The 18,370-nt window shown below is 67.7% G+C and carries 13 protein-coding genes; all 13 read left to right on the top strand.

Translation table 11 applies throughout. The features are described 5' to 3' along the window. Positions 1 to 109: 109 nt before the first annotated feature. The 13 genes from glf (at position 110) to fadD32 (ending at position 18,329) form a co-directional block, all read left to right on the top strand. Positions 110 to 1,336, top strand: a complete 1,227-nt coding sequence (gene glf / locus ACWEKR_RS21055) for a UDP-galactopyranose mutase (protein ID WP_452355895.1) — start codon at positions 110 to 112, stop codon at positions 1,334 to 1,336. Positions 1,337 to 1,343: 7 nt separating this feature from the next. Next, a complete protein-coding gene (locus tag ACWEKR_RS21050) occupies positions 1,344 to 3,278 on the top strand; it encodes a glycosyltransferase (protein WP_452355894.1) in 1,935 nt (644 codons plus the stop codon). A gap of 89 nt (positions 3,279 to 3,367) precedes the next feature. After that, positions 3,368 to 3,916, top strand: coding sequence for a phosphatase PAP2 family protein (locus ACWEKR_RS21045; protein ID WP_452355979.1), 549 nt, complete (start codon positions 3,368 to 3,370; stop codon positions 3,914 to 3,916). Between the two features lies 1 nt (position 3,917). Next, positions 3,918 to 4,844: a decaprenyl-phosphate phosphoribosyltransferase gene (locus ACWEKR_RS21040; protein WP_195085012.1), complete on the top strand. Its 927-nt coding sequence runs from the start codon at positions 3,918 to 3,920 to the stop codon at positions 4,842 to 4,844. Positions 4,845 to 4,848: 4 nt separating this feature from the next. After that, a complete protein-coding gene (zomB, locus tag ACWEKR_RS21035; RefSeq protein ID WP_452355893.1) occupies positions 4,849 to 6,780 on the top strand; it encodes a flagellar motor control protein ZomB in 1,932 nt (643 codons plus the stop codon). A 229-nt stretch (positions 6,781 to 7,009) separates the two neighbouring features. Further along, complete coding sequence (locus ACWEKR_RS21030) at positions 7,010 to 8,077, top strand: alpha/beta hydrolase (protein ID WP_452355892.1); 1,068 nt, start codon at positions 7,010 to 7,012, stop codon at positions 8,075 to 8,077. 304 nt (positions 8,078 to 8,381) lie between these two features. Then, positions 8,382 to 9,443: an alpha/beta hydrolase gene (locus tag ACWEKR_RS21025; protein WP_452355891.1), complete on the top strand. Its 1,062-nt coding sequence runs from the start codon at positions 8,382 to 8,384 to the stop codon at positions 9,441 to 9,443. Positions 9,444 to 10,326: 883 nt separating this feature from the next. After that, complete coding sequence (locus tag ACWEKR_RS21020; RefSeq protein ID WP_452355890.1) at positions 10,327 to 11,367, top strand: alpha/beta hydrolase; 1,041 nt, start codon at positions 10,327 to 10,329, stop codon at positions 11,365 to 11,367. Positions 11,368 to 11,589: 222 nt separating this feature from the next. Beyond that, positions 11,590 to 13,386 carry an alpha/beta hydrolase-fold protein gene (locus ACWEKR_RS21015; protein WP_452355889.1) on the top strand — a complete coding sequence of 599 codons (1,797 nt, stop codon included), beginning with the start codon at positions 11,590 to 11,592 and terminating at the stop codon, positions 13,384 to 13,386. A 147-nt stretch (positions 13,387 to 13,533) separates the two neighbouring features. Next, the gene (locus ACWEKR_RS21010) at positions 13,534 to 14,028 is read left to right on the top strand and encodes a DUF732 domain-containing protein (RefSeq protein ID WP_236567065.1); all 495 of its coding nucleotides are present in this window, start codon (positions 13,534 to 13,536) and stop codon (positions 14,026 to 14,028) included. A gap of 47 nt (positions 14,029 to 14,075) precedes the next feature. Next, entirely contained in the window at positions 14,076 to 15,011 is a 936-nt protein-coding gene (locus tag ACWEKR_RS21005; RefSeq protein WP_452355978.1) for a cutinase family protein, read from the top strand. A 170-nt stretch (positions 15,012 to 15,181) separates the two neighbouring features. Beyond that, positions 15,182 to 16,225, top strand: coding sequence for an LLM class F420-dependent oxidoreductase (locus tag ACWEKR_RS21000; RefSeq protein ID WP_159844753.1), 1,044 nt, complete (start codon positions 15,182 to 15,184; stop codon positions 16,223 to 16,225). Positions 16,226 to 16,415: 190 nt separating this feature from the next. Continuing rightward, positions 16,416 to 18,329, top strand: a complete 1,914-nt coding sequence (fadD32, locus tag ACWEKR_RS20995; protein ID WP_452355888.1) for a long-chain-fatty-acid--AMP ligase FadD32 — start codon at positions 16,416 to 16,418, stop codon at positions 18,327 to 18,329. The last annotated feature ends 41 nt before the right edge of the window (positions 18,330 to 18,370 follow it).

The following is an 18,370-nucleotide window of genomic DNA, read 5'->3' as shown; positions in this document are numbered from 1 at the left end:
GCGAAATGCCGAGGTCGAGGACATGAAAACGGGTACGCCGAGCGGTGCCGGTGAGCACAGGTCCGACTCCACCCGGACATGGCGGGGACTTCCGATACTCTGGGCTCCCGTGACCGTCGCATCGTCCCCGGGTAACTCCGTCCATTCCGCCTCACAGTTCGATCTGATCGTCGTCGGCTCCGGATTCTTCGGGCTGACCGTTGCCGAACGCGCCGCCACCGTGCTGGGTAAACGGGTTCTGGTGATCGAACGGCGCCACCACCTCGGTGGCAACGCCTATTCCGAGCCGGATCCGGAGACCGGGATCGAGATCCACAAATACGGCGCGCACCTGTTCCACACGTCGAACAAGCGGGTGTGGGACTACGTCACCCAGTTCACCGAGTTCACCGGCTACCAGCACCGCGTCTTCGCGATGCACAAAGGGCAGGCCTACCAGTTCCCGATGGGCCTCGGCCTGGTCTCCCAGTTCTTCGGCCGTTACTTCTCGCCGGAGGAGGCGCGCGCGCTGATCGCGGAGCAGGCCTCGGAGATCGAGACCAAGGACGCGCAGAATCTCGAGGAGAAGGCCATCTCGCTGATCGGCCGCCCGCTGTACGAGGCGTTCGTGCGCGACTACACGGCCAAGCAGTGGCAGACCGACCCGAAGGAACTGCCCGCGGGCAACATCACCCGTCTCCCGGTCCGCTACACCTTCGACAACCGCTACTTCAACGACACCTACGAGGGCCTGCCCCGCGAGGGCTACACGAAGTGGCTGGAGAACATGGCCGCCTCCGACCTGATCGAGGTGCGCCTGAACACCGACTGGTTCGCGGTGCGCGAGCAGCTGCGCGCCGAGAGCCCGGACGCGCCGGTGGTCTACACCGGCCCGCTGGACCGCTACTTCGACTACAGCGAGGGCGAGCTGGGCTGGCGCACCATCGATTTCGAGACCGAAGTGCTGCCGGTCGGCGACTTCCAGGGCACCTCGGTGATGAACTACAACGACGCGGATGTGCCCTACACCCGCATCATCGAGCCGCGCCACTTCCACCCCGAGCGCGACTACCCCACCGACAAGACCGTGATCATGCGGGAGTACTCCCGGTTCGCGCAGACCGGCGACGAGCCGTACTACCCGATCAACACCCCCGAGGACCGGGCGAAACTGCTGACCTACCGCGAGCTGGCCAAGCAGGAGACCGCCACCGCGAGGGTCGTCTTCGGCGGCCGTCTCGGCACCTATCAGTACCTCGATATGCACATGGCGATCGGCAGCGCGCTGAGCATGTTCGACAACGTGCTGCGCCCGCATCTCGCGGACGGCGCTCCGCTGGTCGACGAGGAGGCTTAGGAGCGCGATGACCTCCCAATCCATTCTGGAAGATATGACCACCGAGACCCGCGCGAAGTCGCTGTTGCAGCGCATCATCCTGCCCCGGCCGGGTGAACCGCTGGACGTGCGCACGCTCTATGTCGAGGAGTCGGAGACCAACGCCAGGCGTGCGCACGCGACCACTCGCACCTCGCTGTCGATCGGCGCGGAGTCCGAGGTCTCGTTCTGCACCTACTTCAACGCGCTGCCCGCGAGCTACTGGCGGCGCTGGAGCGTCCTGTCGTCGGTGGTGCTGCGCTTGGAACTGGCCGGCCACGGCCGGGTGGACGTGTACCGCTCGAAGGCCGACGGTTCGCGAATCCACGTGCAGGGCAAGGAATTCGCGGTCGCGACCGGCGCCGACTCGGTCGTCGTCGAGTTCGAGACCGATCTGGGCCCGTTCGAGGACGGCGGCTGGATCTGGTTCGACATAACCAGCGACACGGCGGTCACGCTGCTGTCCGGGGGCTGGTACGCGCCGGTCGAGGCGCCCGGCGAGGGCAGCATCGCGGTCGGCATGCCCACCTTCAACCGGCCCACCGACGCGGTGAAGACGCTCGCCGCCCTCGGCTCGGATCCGCTGGTGCTGGAGAAGATCAAGGCCGTCATCATCCCGGACCAGGGCACCAAGAAGGTCGTCGACGAACCCGGCTTCGCGGAATCGTCGGCGGCGCTCGGTGACCGCCTGTCCATCCACGACCAGCCGAACCTCGGTGGATCCGGCGGCTACAGCCGGGTGATGTACGAGGCGCTGAAGACCACCGACGCCGAGTACATCGTCTACATGGACGACGACATCGAGATCGAACCCGACTCGATCCTGCGCGCGCTGGCCTTCGCCCGCTTCGCCAAGTCGCCGGTGCTGGTCGGCGGCCAGATGCTCAACCTGCAGGAGCGCTCGCACCTGCACGTCATGGGCGAGGTCGTCGATCGCGGCATCTTCATGTGGACCGCCGCGCCGAACGTCGAGTACGACCACGATTTCTCCAAGTACCCGCTGAAGGACCGGGACAACTCGAAGTTGCTGCACCGGCGCATCGACGTCGACTTCAACGGCTGGTGGACCTGCGTCATCCCGCGCCGCGTCGCCGAGGAACTGGGCCAGCCGCTGCCCCTGTTCCTGAAGTGGGACGACGCGGAGTACGGCCTGCGCGCCCGAGCGGCCGGGTACCCGACGGTCACCCTGCCCGGCGCGGCGGTGTGGCACATGGCTTGGAGCGACAAGGACGACGCCATCGACTGGCAGGCGTACTTCCACCTGCGCAATCGCCTGGTCGTGGCCTCGCTGCACCTGCCAGGCAACGGGCGCGGCATGGTGGTGAACACGATCAAGGCCACGCTGAAACACCTGCTGTGTCTCGAGTACTCGACGGTCGCGATCCAGAACCTTGCCATCCGCGACTTCCTCGCGGGTCCCGAACGGCTGTTCCAGCTGCTGCCCAGTGCGCTGGGCGCGGTGCACGAACTGCGCAGGCAGTATCCGGACGCGGTGATCCTGCCCTCGTCCACGGAACTGCCGCTGGCCAGCCACATCGGCGTCGGCGCGGTCGGCGAGCCTGCCAACCCGATCGCCAAGGTGGTCCGGCTGGCCAGGGGCGTGGTGCACAACTTCCGCCCCGCGCACCCCGAACATCACGAGACCCCGCAATTGAACGTGCCGACCCTGGACGCGCGCTGGTTCCTGCTCTCGCAGGTCGACGGCGTCACCGTCACGACGGCCGACGGGCGCGGCGTCGTCTACCGCAAGCGCGACCCGCGCCAAGCGCTGGGCCTGTTCAAGGAGGCCATGCGCCTGCGCAAAGAGCTGGCCGCCCGCTTCCCGGAGATGCAGCAGCGCTACCGCGCCGCCCACCCGCAGCTGACCAGCACCGCGGCGTGGGAGAAGGTCTTCGGCATCGAAACGAAGGATGGGCAGCAGTGAGTCTGGGAGCGAGCGCCGCCGACGACGCGGTGGCGCAGCCGCCGTTGCACAGCGCCAACGGGCACGGCGGCCCCGTGTCCGCGCAACCGGTGACGGCGGGGCAGCAGGCGCCGCCGGAGGTCGCCGTCATCAACGCCGTGCAGGCCACCCTCGGCAGCAAACCCGCCGTGGTGTCCGCGGCGCGCGGCCTGTCGCACTTCGGTGAGCACGCGCTCGGCTGGGTCGGTATCGCCGCCGCGGGCTGGCTGGTGGACAAGCCGCGGCGCAGACAGTGGGCCGGGGTCGCGGTCGGCGCGGTCGGCGCCCACGCGGCCTCCATCGTCATCAAGCGAATCGTCCGCCGCCCCCGCCCGAACGATCCGTCGGTGCAGGTCAACGTGGGAACGCCGAGCAAACTCAGCTTCCCGTCCTCGCACGCGACCTCGACGACGGCAGCGGCCGTGTTGCTCGGCAGATTGACCGGGCTACCCTTGCCTGCGGTGCTCGTCCCCCCGATGCTGCTTTCCCGGGTGGTCCTCGGGGTGCACTACCCCACCGACGTGCTCGCCGGTTCCGCGCTCGGCGCCGCGTCGGCCGCCGCCCTGCTCGCCGCCGAAAAGAGACTCGACAGTGACCGCACAAGAAAGAGCCTTGGTTGACATGAGTGAAGAGCCGACCGGCGCCGACCTGGCCGAGGCGGTAGTCAAGGGCCCGCCCAAGACGCTGGCCGGCGGTCTGTTCAAGGCAGTCCGTCCGCGGCAATGGGTCAAGAACGTCCTGGTGCTCGCCGCGCCGCTGGCGGCGGGGACGGCCACCGACGTGGACGTGCTGGCGCACGTCGGCATCGCCTTCGTGGTGTTCTGCATGGCGGCCTCGGGCATCTACCTGGTGAACGACGCGCTCGACGTGGAGGCCGACCGGGCGCACCCGACCAAGCGGTTCCGGCCGATCGCCGCGGGCGTCGTCCCGGTGAACCTGGCCTACCTGCTGTCGGCGCTGCTGCTGGCCGGGTCGATCGCGGGATCGTTCCTCGCCTCGTGGCAGCTGGCCGTGGTGATGGCGGTCTACATCGGTATCCAGCTGGCCTACTGCTTCGGGCTCAAGCATCAGGCCGTGCTGGACATCTGCATCGTGTCCTCCGGCTTCCTGCTGCGCGCGGTGGCCGGTGGCGCGGCGGCAGACATCGAGCTGTCGCAGTGGTTCCTGCTGATCATGGCCTTCGGCTCGCTGTTCATGGCGGCGGGCAAGCGCTACGCGGAATTGCAGATCGCGTTGGGCACCGGCGCCAAGATCCGCAAGTCCCTGGAGTACTACACCCCCACCTACCTGCGTTTCATCTGGACGCTGGCCGCGACGGCGGTCGTGGTGTTCTACGGTCTCTGGGCCTTCCAGCAGGACGGCATCAAGGACACCAACTGGTTCGGGATCTCGATGATCCCGTTCACGATCGCGATCCTGCGTTACGCGGTCGACGTCGACGGCGGCGAGGCCGGGGAGCCGGAAGAGATCGCGCTGGGGGACCGCGTCCTGCAGTTCCTCGCAATCGCCTGGATCGGAGCGGTAGGTGTCGCTGTCTATCTCACCTGACGAGATGTTGGTAGCGGAGCAAACGGAATACGCGGCGGAGCGGCCTGCCGATGCGCAGGCCCGCTCCGCGTCGCGGTTCGCGCGTCTGTCCAAAGCCACGTTCGTCGGTGGGATCGCGCTCACCGTTGTCCTGTTCGGGGTCGGCGGCTGGCAGCGCCGGTGGATCGCCGACGACGGTCTCATCGTGTTGCGCACCGTGCGCAATCTGCTGGCAGGCAACGGACCCGTCTTCAACGCGGGCGAGCGGGTCGAAACCAACACCAGCACCGCGTGGACCTACCTGGTCTGGTTCTTCAGCTGGCTGACCCAGGCGCGGCTCGAGTACGTGGTGCTCGGCGTCGCCATCACGGTGTCGCTGGCGGCGATCGTCTTCGCCATGCTCGGTTCGGCGCGGCTGTGGGGCGGGACGGGCGCCGGGCTGCTGCTGCCCGCGGGCGTGCTGGTCTACATCGCGCTTCCCCCGGCCCGCGACTACGTCACCTCGGGCCTGGAAAGCGGCCTGGTGATCTGCTGGATCGGCCTGCTGTGGTGGCAGTTGATGCGCTGGAGCCAGGCGAAGTCGGTGCGCTTGCCGGGCCTGCTCGGGTTGGTCTTCCTCGCCGGGCTCGCCCCGCTGATCCGTCCCGAGATGACCCTGGTCGGCGCGCTGGCGCTGCTGATGATCTTCTTCGCCCCGATGCCGGAGAGCAGGCTGCGGCCGATCGTGCTGCGCGCGGTGATCGTCGCGGTGGCCGGGCTGGTTCCGCTGGGGTACCAGATCTGGCGGATGGGCTACTACGGTCTGCCCTACCCGAACACCGCCGTCGCGAAGGACGCGGGCGGAGCCAAATGGGGGCAGGGCTTCACTTACCTCTGGGACCTGGTCGGTCCGTACTTCCTGTGGGCGCCGCTGCTGGTGCTGCTGGTCGCCGGTGTGCTCGCCGCACGCACGCGGCCGGGCCGCACCGCCGGTGACGAGGCGCGCGGCTGGTCGGTGTACCGGCTCCGGGTTTGGCTGCGCTCGCCGGGCGCGGTGGTCACCACGGTCCTGCTCAGCGGGTTTCTGCTGACCGTGTACGCGCTGCGGGTCGGCGGCGACTTCATGCACGGCCGGATGCTGCTGCCGCAGTTGTTCCTGCTGTTGCTGCCGGTCGCGGTCATTCCGATCCGGGCGCCGCAGGGCGGGCTGCGCGCGGCGACCACCGCCGACTGGTCCCTCGCGGCGATCGCCGTGGCGTTCGTCGCGGTCGCCGGTTGGGCGCTGTTCGCGGCCGACACCACCGCGATCAAGACCGGCACCAAGATCACCTCGACCGGCATCGTCGACGAGCGCGTCTACTACGTGCTCAACACCGGGCACGACCATCCGATCCTGGCCGAGGACTATCTGGACTATCCGCGTATCCGCGCGATGGTCGACGACATCGCCAACAGTCCGAACGGTGGGCTGCTGCTCAACTCCCCGTCGTTCATGTTCTGGTACATCGCGCCACCGCCTCAGCCGATTCCGGCCGGCGGCGCCGGGCACACGGTCTACTTCTTGAATCTCGGGATGACGAGCATGAACGTTCCGCTGGACGTGCCCGTGATCGATCCGATGGGCCTGGCCTACCCGTTGGCCGCGCACACCGATCGGCTCACCGACGGCCGGATCGGACACGACAAGAGCCTGTACCCGGATTGGGTCGTCGTGGACACCGGCATGGTGGACAGGAAGCCGTGGATGCCCTGGTATCTGGACGAGAAGTGGGTCACCCAGGCGCGCACCGCGATGTCCTGCCCCGACACCCAGGCGCTGATGATCTCCTACCGCGATCCGCTCACCTTCGAGCGTTTCCGGCACAACCTGCGCAACGCGCTGCGGTTCGCGAAGTACCGCATCGATCGGGTGCCGAAGTACGAGATCCAGCGGTGCGGACTGGTCGATCCGTTCCCGCAGCCGGTCGCGCCACGCTGACCTCTGGAATCACACTGGGCCCATCGGACACGGTGGGCCCAGGGGCCCCATTGTGCGAGGTAGATAAAGTGGCGTACCTCGCTTTATCTCTTTTTGGTAACGCCACCGTGTCGATACCGATATACGCTACGACCGTATGCCCGGCCTGGCGTCCACCGGTCGTGGGCATCGGCGGGTTACCGTGTGGACGGCTTGCCGCTGTCGCTTGTGAAACGAAAGGTTGAAACTGATGCGAGGCGTGATCGGGCGTCGTCTGAAAACTCGAAGAGCAGGTTCCTGGCTCAAGCGATCCATGTTGGTTTCGCTGGCTGTTCTGCTACCGCTCGGGGTGTCGGTGGCAGGTCCTGCCGCCCCGGCCTCCGCCGCGTTCAATCCGGATGGCTTCGACTTCTGGGTCGATTCCGAAATGGGGCCGATCAAGTCGCGCATCTTCCGCGCCGCCGACGGCAACACCGGGCGCGTGGTCTACGCGCTGGACGGCATGCGGGCGCGCACCGACTTGAGCGGCTGGGAGATCGACACCGAGGTCGTGCGCGAGCTGACCAAGTGGAACATCAACGTGGTCATGCCGGTCGGCGGACCCTCCAGCTTCTACGCCGACTGGAACGGCCCCAGCGACTTCTTCGGCCTCGGCAGCGCGGGCTCGTCCTCCACCGGTTCGGCGAACTCGGGATCCGGCCTGCTGACCGGTTCCGCGGGCGGCCCGGGCAAGACCAGCACCTACAAGTGGGAAACGTTCCTCACCAACAACTTGCGCTGGGCGCTGCGCGACCGGCTCGGGTTCAACCCCAACGGCAACGGCGTGTTCGGCCTGTCCATGGGCGGCAGCGCGGCGCTCACCCTGGCGGCCTACCACCCCGACCAGTTCCGTTATGCCGGTTCGTACTCCGGCTACCTGAACATCTCCGCGCCGGGCATGCGTGAGGCGTTGCGCGTGGCCATGCTGGACGCGGGTGGCTACAACATCGACGCGATGGCGCCGCCGTGGGGCCCGCAGTGGCTGCGGATGGACCCGTTCGTCTTCGCGCCGCGACTGAAGGCGAACAACACCCGCCTGTGGGTCTCCGCGGGCAGCGGTCTGCCGAGTGGGGCGGACGGCATCAGCTTCAACACGCTCAACGCGATGGGCCTGGAAGCGCTCGCGCTGGCCAACACCCGCGCGTTCCAGGTTCGCATGCTCACGCTGGGCGCGAACAACGTCACCTACGACTTCCCGGCCGTGGGCGTGCACAACTGGAACTATTGGGCCGATGAGGTCTACCGGATGATTCCGGATCTGTCCGCGAACATCGGGTAGTAACCCGCGGGCAGCGACGAAAGACCGCTCCGCGCCACCGGCGCAGAGCGGTCTTTCGGCGTTTACGCGGTCGTCCGCGGGTACTTAGGCAACGAATCAGAAGAGAAAACGGCTTCGGTAGTTGTGGTCTGGATCACCATCCAGCAACATGAAGGCATTCGTTGTCGATTGATACCTGTTCAACATGCATCGAGTTCGACTCGTCCGTTTCTCGATGGACGCCGCACACTCGGCTCTCGATGCGGATCGGTAGAGATCGCTAGAAGTTTGCCGTATCGGCCGCCCGAGGGAAAGGTCCACTGTGATGCGTAGTGCGCGCGGGAAGCGCGGGCCCGGAAGGTCTCGAACATCCGGTTCGTGGTTGCGACGGTCTGTCCTGGGCGTCGCCGTAGCGATGCTGTTGCCGCTCGGCACGGCCATCGGCGGCCCCGGCGCCACGGCGTCGGCGGCATTCGACCCCGCGGCCTTCGATTTCTGGGTGGATTCCGGCATGGGCCCGATCAAGACCCGGATCCTGCGCGCCGCGGACGGCAACACCAACCGCGTCGTGTACGTGCTGGACGGCATGCGGGCGCCGGAGACGCTGAACGGCTGGGAGATCGAGACGAACATCCCGCAAGTCCTGGCGAGCCAGAACATCAACGTGGTCATGCCGGTCGGCGGCATGTCGAGCTTCTACGCCGACTGGATCGCGCCGAGCGAGTTCTTCGGAGTCCCGGCCGGCGCGGGCTCCAGTACCGGTTCCGGCGGGCTCGACGGGTTCGCGGGCGGGCCGGGCAAGAGCTACCGGTACCAGTGGGAGACCTTCCTGACCAACAACCTGCGTTGGGCGCTGCGCGACCGGCTGGGATTCAACCCCTATCGCAACGGCGCCTTCGGCCTGTCCATGGGCGGCAGTGCGGCGCTCACCCTGGCGGCCTATCACCCGGACCAGTTCAGCTTCGCGGGCTCGTTCTCCGGGTATCTGAACAACTCGGCGCCGGGCATGCGCGAGGCGATCCGCGCGGCCATGCTGGACGCGGGCGGCTACAACGTCGACTCGATGGCGCCACCGTGGAGCCCGCAATGGCTGCGGATGGACCCCTTCGTCTTCGCGCCCAACCTCATCCGCAACGGCACCCGGCTGTGGATCGCCGCGGCCAGCGGCCTGCCCTCGGCCTCCGACCCGCCGAGCTTCGGCACCCTCAACGGCATGGGTCTGGAGACCCTGGCGCTGGCGAACACCCGCGCGTTCCAGGTCCGCATGGCGACCCTTGGCGGCGGTAACGCCGTCTACTCGTTTCCACCGTTCGGCATTCACGCCTGGAACAACTGGGCCGACGAGGCCATGCGAATGATCCCCGATCTGTCGGCGAACATCGGCTGAGTCGGATTTGCGGTTGTGTTTGTTTCCCAGCGCCCGCGGCGCTGGGTGTTCCCGGCCGCTTCATGGCTTGTGTCGGAGCGGACGGAGACTCGCGCCCGCGGCGCATGCGCTTCGTCCGATCTGACAAGAGCCGGGCCGCGAACGGCACTCGTAAGACTTGCACCCCGGTGGGTTCGGTGCGGGGGATCTTGCGCTTTGTGGCGTGCACTTGGTCGGGGACATTTCTTCGGGTTTTGTGTAGTTGGTGGGGCTTGGGGGTGGGCCTTCGAGGAGGAGTAGGGGGTTGAGGCAACGAGCCAGGGGGAGTGGGCGCGTGCCTTAGGGGCGCGTCGGGTGAGCACGGGGCCGCGCCGTGCGAAGTACAGTGATGTTTGCTAGATGATTGCTATAGCGCAATCGAAGGTGCCTGTAAGTGTTTGCTCAGGGCCTTCTCGGCGGCTATCACGGCAGATATCGGTTCTGATCACGGTTCGGTCACCGGGTAGCGGGAGTCGCTTTGTGCACAGGAGATGGCTCCGGGGCCGCGTCAAGGACGGGGCGGATGCCGGGATTGCGAAGATCTCGGGGCGGTGACAGTTCTCGCCAGGAGGGCAAATATCTTGCGTTCCAACACGACATCACCGCGAGAACGCGATAAGGTCACCGCACCATTACCTTGCGCGAACGGACGGATTTCGCCAGTGGAAAGACCACGGATCTTGCTAAAGCGAGGGCCGTCGAATATCGTCCAGCGAGCGCAAGTGTGACCAGATCGTTGTAGCGCCGTCACGGGTGTCGGATTGTCGGGACCCTGTCCGTGACGCGCGTCTCGTTGGCAACACGGGTGCCGCTTCGCCCCTAGGGCGGCGAGTGGCACCACAACAGCAGAAAGAGAGCAGGATTCATGCGTTTCGGCAGGGCGGCCGCGCCGAAGAGAACACAGTCGGGACGGCGAGGCGCGGCTCGCGGGTGGCGTAGTCGAATTCTGGCTGTCGGTGCCGCCGTTACGGCGCTTCCGATCGCCGCAGGTCTGGCGACCCCGACGCTCGCCACCGCGGCGCCGTCGGCGCACGCGCCGGTGTTGCGAGCGCCCGCGGGTGGCTTCGAGGACCTGATGGTCCCCTCCAGCATGGGCCCGATCAAGGTGCAGGTGCAGTGGGCCGCGCGCGGTGGCAACGCGGCGCTCTACCTGCTCGACGGTCTGCGCGCCCGCGACGACCGCAACGCCTGGTCGTTCGAGACCAACGCGCTGCAGCAGTTCGGGAACGACAACATCACCCTGGTGATGCCGGTCGGCGGCCAGTCCAGCTTCTACACCGACTGGTACGCACCGTCGAACCTGAACGGCCAGAAGACCACCTACAAGTGGGAGACCTTCCTCACCAAGGAGCTGCCCGCCTTCCTGGAGGGCTACGGCGTCTCGCGCACCAACAACGCGGTCGTCGGCCTGTCCATGGGCGGTAGCGCGGCGCTGGCTCTCGCGGCCTACCACCGCGACCAGTTCAAGTTCGCCGCCTCCTACTCGGGCTACCTGAACATCTCCGCGCCCGGCATGCGCGAAGCGATCCGCGTCGCGATGCTGGACGCCGGCCGCTACAACGTCGACTCCATGGCCGCGCCGTGGAGCCCGCAGTGGCTGCGGATGGACCCGTTCGTGTTCGCGCCGCAGCTGCGCGGCCTGCCGATGTACATCTCGGCCGCCAGCGGTCTTCCGGGTCAGTTCGACCAGCCGAACTCGGCGGTCGGCGTGTTCAACACCGGCAACGCGATGGCGCTGGAGGCCCTCTCGCTGGTGAACACCCGCGCGTTCCAGGCCCGCCTGAACTCGCTGGGTATCCCGGCCCGGTTCGACTTCCCGGCCGCCGGTACGCACTCCTGGAAGTACTGGGAGGGCCAGCTGTTCGCCTCGCGCAACATGATCCTGGACGCCACCGGCGCCTGGTGATCTGATTCGCCCGTTCGCATTCAGGCCGCACCGCTTCGGTGCGGCCTGAATTGCGTTCGGGGCCAGGCGCGATCGCGCGCCGGCGAACATAGTTTGCTGAGAAGCGCGTGTCTCCCGTAAACGTCGCTATAACGGGAGTACAAAGCTTCTGTGACAGGGATTACACGCGGTAGCTGTGGCATACGCGGGCGTCTCGTCGCTCGGTCGGCACGCGAGCGGCTCATGCTGCTCGCCACCGCACTGGTGATCCCCCTAGCCGTGAGTGCGTCCGTCGAGGCGCCCGCGGGCGCGGAACCCACGGTGGCCACGGCCGCGCCCGCGCTGGAGAGGGTGCAGTGGCTGAGCGACCGTCGCGTCGCCCTCTGGGTGACCTCGCCGTCCATGGGGGTGCCGATCCAGGTGCAGTTGCTGCTGGCCCGGGACTGGAACGCCCGCCCGGAAGCCCGGTTCCCCGTTCTCTTCCTGCTCGACGGTCTGCGCGCGACCGACGACGAGAACGGCTGGACGAAGGAGGCGGGCGCGGTCGATTTCTTCGCCGACAAGAACGTCACCGTCGTGCTGCCGGTCGGCGGGCAGTCCAGCTTCTACACCGATTGGCTCGAGCCGGACAACGGCCGCACCTACAAGTGGGAGACCTTCCTCACCAAGGAGCTTCCGCCGCTGCTGGAGAGCCATTGGCGGGCGACGCCGGTGCGCGGCATGGAAGGGCTCTCGATGGGCGGCACGGCCGCGATGCTCCTCGCCGCCCGCAATCCAGGCTTCGTTCGGCACGCCGCCTCGTACTCCGGCTTCCTGACCACGACGACGCTCGGCATGCCGCAAGCCATCGAGTTCGCGATGCGCGACGCGGGCGGTTACGACGCCGCCGCCATGTGGGGCCCGCAGACAGGCCCGGAGTGGGAGGCGCACGACCCGTACATGCTGGCCGACAAGCTGCGGGGCGTCAGCCTTTACATCTCCAGCGGCAGCGGCGCGATCGGGCCCTACGACCAAGCCCTCGGCATCCCCGGGGTGAGCACGAACGTCGCGGGCATGGGGCTGGAGATCCTGTCCCGGCTCACCTCGCAGAATTTCGTGACCAAGCTGGCCAAGCTGGCCATTCCGGCGCAGGTGAACTATCGCCCGTCCGGCACCCATTCCTGGCCGTACTGGGATTTCGAGATGCGTCAGTCCTGGACTCAGGCCGCCTCCGCGCTGGGCGTCGACCAGGGCAAGCCCGCCTGCCAGCCGGGCGGCGCGATCGGCCCGGTGGCCGCCGCGGCGAGCTGGCTCGGCGAATGCCTCACCGGGGAGTACGCGGTGGCGGGGGGCACCGCGCAGGATTTCAAGGGCGGCCGGGTGTTCTACACGCCGAGCAGCGGGGCGTACCCGGTCGGCTTCTTCGGCGCGGGCTATCAGGCCGCGGCCGGTCCCACCGGTCCGCTGGGGCTGCCGACGGGGGAGGAGCGGGCGCTGGAGGACGGCCGTGGCAGGTTCCAGGCCTTCCAGAACGGCTCGCTGTACTGGACGCCGCAGACCGGCGTGCATATGGTCCGCGGCGCGATCCTCGACGAGTGGGGCAAGCAGGGGTTCGAACGCGGACCCGCCGGCTACCCGATCGGACCGGAGGTCAAGACGCCGAGCCGCGACGGCGCCGTGCAAGGCTTCGAGAACGGTCCGTTCTACTACAGCCAGGCCACCGGCGTGCACCGCGTCCAGGGCCTGATCCTGGGCAAATATGCCGAGCTGGGCTTCGAGAACAGCCCGCTCGGCTTCCCCGTCGCCCAGGAGCAGCCGCTGAAGGACCTGGGCCGCTACAGCCGATTCGAAGGCGGCAACATCTACTGGAGCCCGGTCTCGGGTGCCTGGGCCGTGCGCAACGGCCCGATACTGGACGCCTGGCGCGAGACGGGTTATGAGAACGGCAAACTCGGCTACCCCACCGGCGACGAGTTCCCCATCTCCGACGGCGTCCAGCAGAACTTCCAGGGCGGTTTCATCACCCTCCGCGACGGCAAACCTGAGGTGCACAGCTTGTGACGAAGAGGCGCAGCGCCCGACTCTTGACGGCACCGGCCGCAGGCGCTGCAAATCAGACCCAGCTAGCCTGGGGGGCGACCCGACCCCCGCTCAGCGACAGATCGAGGACAAGAATTCATGCATCGGACCCGTGGAAAGGTATTCGGCGTGGTTGTGGCGATAGCCGCGACCGGCCTGCTCGCCGCGTGCGGCGACAATGATTCGACCGCGACGAGCACGCCGACGCCCGCCCGCACCACGACTACGGCGACGACGACGTCGCCGGTCGCATCGACGCCCGCCGACACCGGTCAGCCCGCTCCCGCCCCGGAGCAGCCCACGACGACGGTGGCGCCCGAGCGTCCGCAGCCGGTGCCGACCGAAGCCGTCCCGCCCGCGGACACCTCGAAGCTCACCGACAAGGACAAGAAGTTCCTCGACGAGCTGGCCAAGCAGGGCGTCACCCCGTCCAGCCCGGACATCGCGCTGAGCATCGGCGCGTACGTCTGCCAAGGCACCGCCGCGGGTGCGTCCGATCAGGATCTGATGACGTTCGTCAACGCCATGGCAGGTTCCGATCCGTCCTTCGATCCGGCGAAGATGCCGGTGGAGAAGGCCGGGCAGATCTACATCTCCACCGCTCGCGCCACGTACTGCCAGTGAGTTCGCGCGTTCGTTCGACCTCCCGCCGGTTCCGGCCGGCGGGATGTCTGGTCGTGATCGGTGTCGGCTTGCTGATCGTGCTGGTCGTCCTGCTGCTGTGGTACCTGCTCGCGGGGCGTCTGCGCCCGCCAGGGCCGGGACCGAAACCGCCGGAGCGGCCGACTTCCCAGCCGGCCAGTTGCCCGGACGTGCAGATGATCGCGGTGCCCGGTACGTGGGAGTCGAACAGTTTCGACGATCCGCACAATCCCACCGCGAACCCGGTGTCGCTGATGCTGAACGTGTCCGGCCCGATCGCCCAGCGGTTCCCGAGCGAGCGCGTGGACGTGTACACCGTTCCGTACGTCGCGCAGTTCTCCAATCCGATCGCGATCCCGCCGGATGGCCAGCAGTCCTACAACAACAGCCGGTCCGAGGGCACGGCGCGGATGGTCGAGGCCATGGCCGCACGGCACCGGGAGTGCCCGCTGACCACCTACGTACTGGCCGGCTTCTCCCAGGGCGCGGTGATCGTGGGGGACGTCGCGGCGCAGATCGGCGCGGGCGAGGGTCCCGTGCCCGCCGATCTGGTGCTCGGCGTGACGTTGATCGCCGACGGGCGCCGCACCGGCGAGAACGGCCCGGGTCAGGCGATCCAGATCGGTCCACCGCCGCCCGGTGTGGGTGCCGAAGTCGCGCTGAAGGGGTTGAACGTGCCCGGCATCACGATGACCGGTCCCCGTCAAGGGGGGTTCGGCGCGCTGGCCGACCGCACCTACACCATGTGCGCACCCGGCGATCTCATCTGCGACGCACCACGGGAGGCACTGAGTCCGTGGAACATCGTGGGGAGTGTGAACACGCTGGTCCGGACGGCGGGGAACCCGGTGCACACCCTCTACAACACTTTCGTCGTCGACGGCGACGGCACCACCGCGACGCAGTGGACGGCCGACTGGGCGGCGGGCCTGATCGAGGCTGCGCCGCATCCGGCCCATTCGTGAAAATTCACAGCCCGTGAGATACCCCGCACCCCGTTGGCGTGACAAGCGCAACTCGAGTTGGGTAGCACGCTGTAAAGTGCGCTGGTGATCGCGACGCCGGGCACCGCCGCAGCGCAGACCCAGGGCGGGCGTCGCGCCCGTACCTCCCTTACAGCCAGGAGCATGAGTTCATGACAGAAGCCGCCGCACCGGCCACCACGGCGAGCCGTGACGCGGATGCTGCGTTGTCCGCGCTGGGCACTCCGTTGCGTCCGTTCCGCTTCGCGGCGGCCGGCGAGGGAAACAAGCAGGAGGGTGGTGCGCGCAAGTTCGTGCAGACCGCTCAGCAAGCCGAGGAGTACGGCTTCGACACCTTCGTCGTGCCCGATCACCTCGGTGAGCAGATCGGGCCGATCGCCGCGCTCGGCGCGTTGACGCAGGCCACCGAGCGGATCCGGCTCGGCACGTCGGTGCTGGCGAACGGTTTCCGCCACCCCGTCGTCCTGGCCAAGGACCTGGCGACCATCGACGTGCTGTCCAAGGGCAGGCTCGAAGTCGGTCTCGGCGCGGGCTGGATCAAGGAGGAGTTCGACAACGCGGGCATCGCCTACGAGTCGCCCGGTGTCCGGCTGGAGAAGCTGGACGAAGCGCTGACCATTCTCGACGTGCTGCTGCGCGGCCAGGAGTGCACCTTCGAAGGCAAGCACTACCAGGTCCGCGGCATCAAAGGCACCCCGCGGCCGCGGCAGGGCCCGCGCCCGCCGATCTGTACCGGCGGCGGCGGTCCGAAGATGCTGCGCCTGGCCGCCAAGCACGCCGACATCATCTCCGTCGTTCCGGTGACCACCAAGAACGGCAAGGGCCTCCTCTCCGGCATCACCATCGAGAAGGCCGTGGAAAAGGTGAATCTGATCAAGGAGGCCGCCGGAGACCGGTTCGCCGACATCGAGCTGAACTGGGCCATCACCGCCGTCGTGATCACCGACGATCGCGAGAAGACCGCGGAGATGGCGCTGTCGGCGTTGGACCGGGGACTGCACCCGAATCTGGAGGTCGACGTTCAGCTGTCCGTCGAGGACATCCTGAATTCGCCCTACGTGGCGATCGGGACATTCGAGGAGATCGCCGAGCAGATCCGCCGTGTGCGGGAACTCACCTCGATGTCCTACGTCGGCGTGTTCCCCACCCAGATGGACGCGTTCGCCCCCGTTATTCCCCTGCTGCGGGACGAGTGAGCCGGTCTTCTCTGTAACATGACTCTGGTTTGAGTACATCTAGCCGATAAGCGGTCACCGCGCAGACCGCACAAAATCTGCAGGCTGGCTCTGCACTTGGAGCACCCGCGGGCGAAAGCGAGTCGGGGCCTCACAGGTAATAGCGGCGATCTCGCCGTCTTGCTGCGTGTGCCTCGGAGGAGAAGAAGGAATGGAAGAGACTTTCGACGACTACCTGGACGAAACCGGGAACATCCGTATTCCCGAGGATCACACCCTGGTTGATCACGTCGAGAAGCACACCCGGAACGACGCGAACACCCTGGCGTATCGCTACATCGACTACTCGCGCGAGCGCGACGGCGAGGCGCAGGAGTTGACGTGGCGTGAGTTCGGTATTCGGCTGCGCGCGGTGGCCGCTCGACTGCAGCAGGTGACCAACCCGGGCGACCGGGTCGCGATCCTCGCGCCGCAGGGCTTGGACTACGTGATCTCCTTCTTCGCCGCGATCTACGCGGGCACCATCTCGGTGCCGCTGTTCGACCCGGACGAGCCCGGCCACACCGATCGCCTGCACGCGGTGCTCGGCGACTGTGAGCCCTCGGCCATCCTGACCGCGAGTTCCTCCGCGGCCGGGGTCCGGCAGTTCTTCCGCTCGCTGCCCGCCGCCCAGCGCCCGCGCATCATCGCCGTGGACGCGATTCCCGACAGCGTCGGCGAGAGCTGGGTACGCCCGGACATCGCGATCGACGACATCGCCTACCTGCAGTACACCTCGGGCTCCACCCGGGTGCCCGCCGGTGTGGAGATCACCCACCGCGCGGTGGGCACCAACCTGCTGCAGATGGTCGACGCGATCAACCTGGACTGGAACTCGCGCGGCGTCACCTGGCTGCCGCTGTTCCACGACATGGGCCTGCTGACGGTGATCCTGCCCGCGGTGGGTGGCAAGTACATCACCATCATGTCGCCGAGCGCGTTCGTGCGCCGTCCGTACCGCTGGATCAAGGAGCTGGCCGCGGTCTCCGACGGCGCCGGAACCTTCGCCGCGGCACCGAACTTCGCGTTCGAGCACGCCGCCGCGCGCGGTCTGCCGAAGAACGGCGAGTCGCTGGACCTGTCGAACGTCATCGGCCTGATCAACGGCAGCGAGCCGGTGACCACCTCGTCGATGAAGAAGTTCAACGAGGCGTTCGCGCCCTACGGCCTGCCCAAGACCGCCATCAAGCCGTGCTACGGCATGGCCGAGGCCACGCTGTTCGTCTCCGCCACCAAGGCCGAGGACGAGGCGAAGGTCACCTACGTCGACCGCAAGGAGCTCAACGCGGGACGCATGGTGAAGGTCGACCAGAGCCATGAGGACGCGATCGCGCAGGTTTCCTGCGGTTACGTCGCGCTGTCGCAGTGGGCGACGATCATCGATCCGGAGTCCGTGGAATCCGGCGGCGGCCGCGAGGTGCCCGACGGGCACGTCGGCGAGATCTGGCTGCACGGCAACAACATGGGCATCGGCTACTGGGGTCGTCCCGACGAGACCGCGGCGACGTTCCAGAACAAGGTCACCGAGCGCCTCCCCGAGGGCAGCCACGCCGAGGGCACCGCAGCGGACGCGAACTGGATGCGCACCGGCGACTACGGCGTCTACTTCGAGGGCGAGCTCTACATCACCGGCCGGGTCAAGGACCTGGTGATCGTGGACGGCCGCAACCACTACCCGCAGGACCTGGAGTTCTCCGCGCAGGAAGCCAGCACCGCGCTGCGGCCGGGCTTCGTGGCGGCGTTCTCGGTGCCCGCCAACCAGCTCCCGGCCGAGGTGTTCGAGCAGGGCAGCCACTCCGGCTTGCAGTTCGACGCCGACGACGCGTCCGAGCAGCTGGTCATCGTGGGTGAGCGGGGCCCGGGTGCGGGCAAGGCCGATCCGCTGCCCATCGCCGACGCGGTGCGCGCGGCGATCTCGCAGCGCCACGGCGTGACCGTTCGAGACGTGCTGCTGGTGCCCGCGGGGTCGATCCCGCGCACCTCCAGTGGCAAGATCGCCCGCCGCGCCTGCCGGGCGGCCTATCTGGAGGGAACGCTGCGGGGTGGTTACACCCAGCAGGCTTTCCCCGATGCACCGGAAGAGTAATTGCTCAGGGGCGGCCTCGGACCGACCATCGACGCTCGGCG

The organism is Nocardia sp. NPDC004573, from assembly GCF_053602135.1.
Note: the sequence above shows the minus strand (reverse complement) of the source record. Positions and strands in the feature narration are given on the sequence as shown.

What these genes read in the sequence shown, in the direction of transcription:
- ACWEKR_RS21050 (WP_452355894.1), top strand. Translation starts at nt 1,344, where the DNA reads ATGACCTCCCAATCCATTCTGGAAGATATGACCACCGAGACCCGCGCG.
- ACWEKR_RS21040 (WP_195085012.1), top strand. Translation starts at nt 3,918, where the DNA reads ATGAGTGAAGAGCCGACCGGCGCCGACCTGGCCGAGGCGGTAGTCAAG.
- zomB (WP_452355893.1), top strand. Translation starts at nt 4,849, where the DNA reads ATGTTGGTAGCGGAGCAAACGGAATACGCGGCGGAGCGGCCTGCCGAT.
- ACWEKR_RS21030 (WP_452355892.1), top strand. Translation starts at nt 7,010, where the DNA reads ATGCGAGGCGTGATCGGGCGTCGTCTGAAAACTCGAAGAGCAGGTTCC.
- ACWEKR_RS21025 (WP_452355891.1), top strand. Translation starts at nt 8,382, where the DNA reads ATGCGTAGTGCGCGCGGGAAGCGCGGGCCCGGAAGGTCTCGAACATCC.
- ACWEKR_RS21020 (WP_452355890.1), top strand. Translation starts at nt 10,327, where the DNA reads ATGCGTTTCGGCAGGGCGGCCGCGCCGAAGAGAACACAGTCGGGACGG.
- ACWEKR_RS21015 (WP_452355889.1), top strand. Translation starts at nt 11,590, where the DNA reads ATGCTGCTCGCCACCGCACTGGTGATCCCCCTAGCCGTGAGTGCGTCC.
- ACWEKR_RS21000 (WP_159844753.1), top strand. Translation starts at nt 15,182, where the DNA reads ATGACAGAAGCCGCCGCACCGGCCACCACGGCGAGCCGTGACGCGGAT.
- fadD32 (WP_452355888.1), top strand. Translation starts at nt 16,416, where the DNA reads ATGGAAGAGACTTTCGACGACTACCTGGACGAAACCGGGAACATCCGT.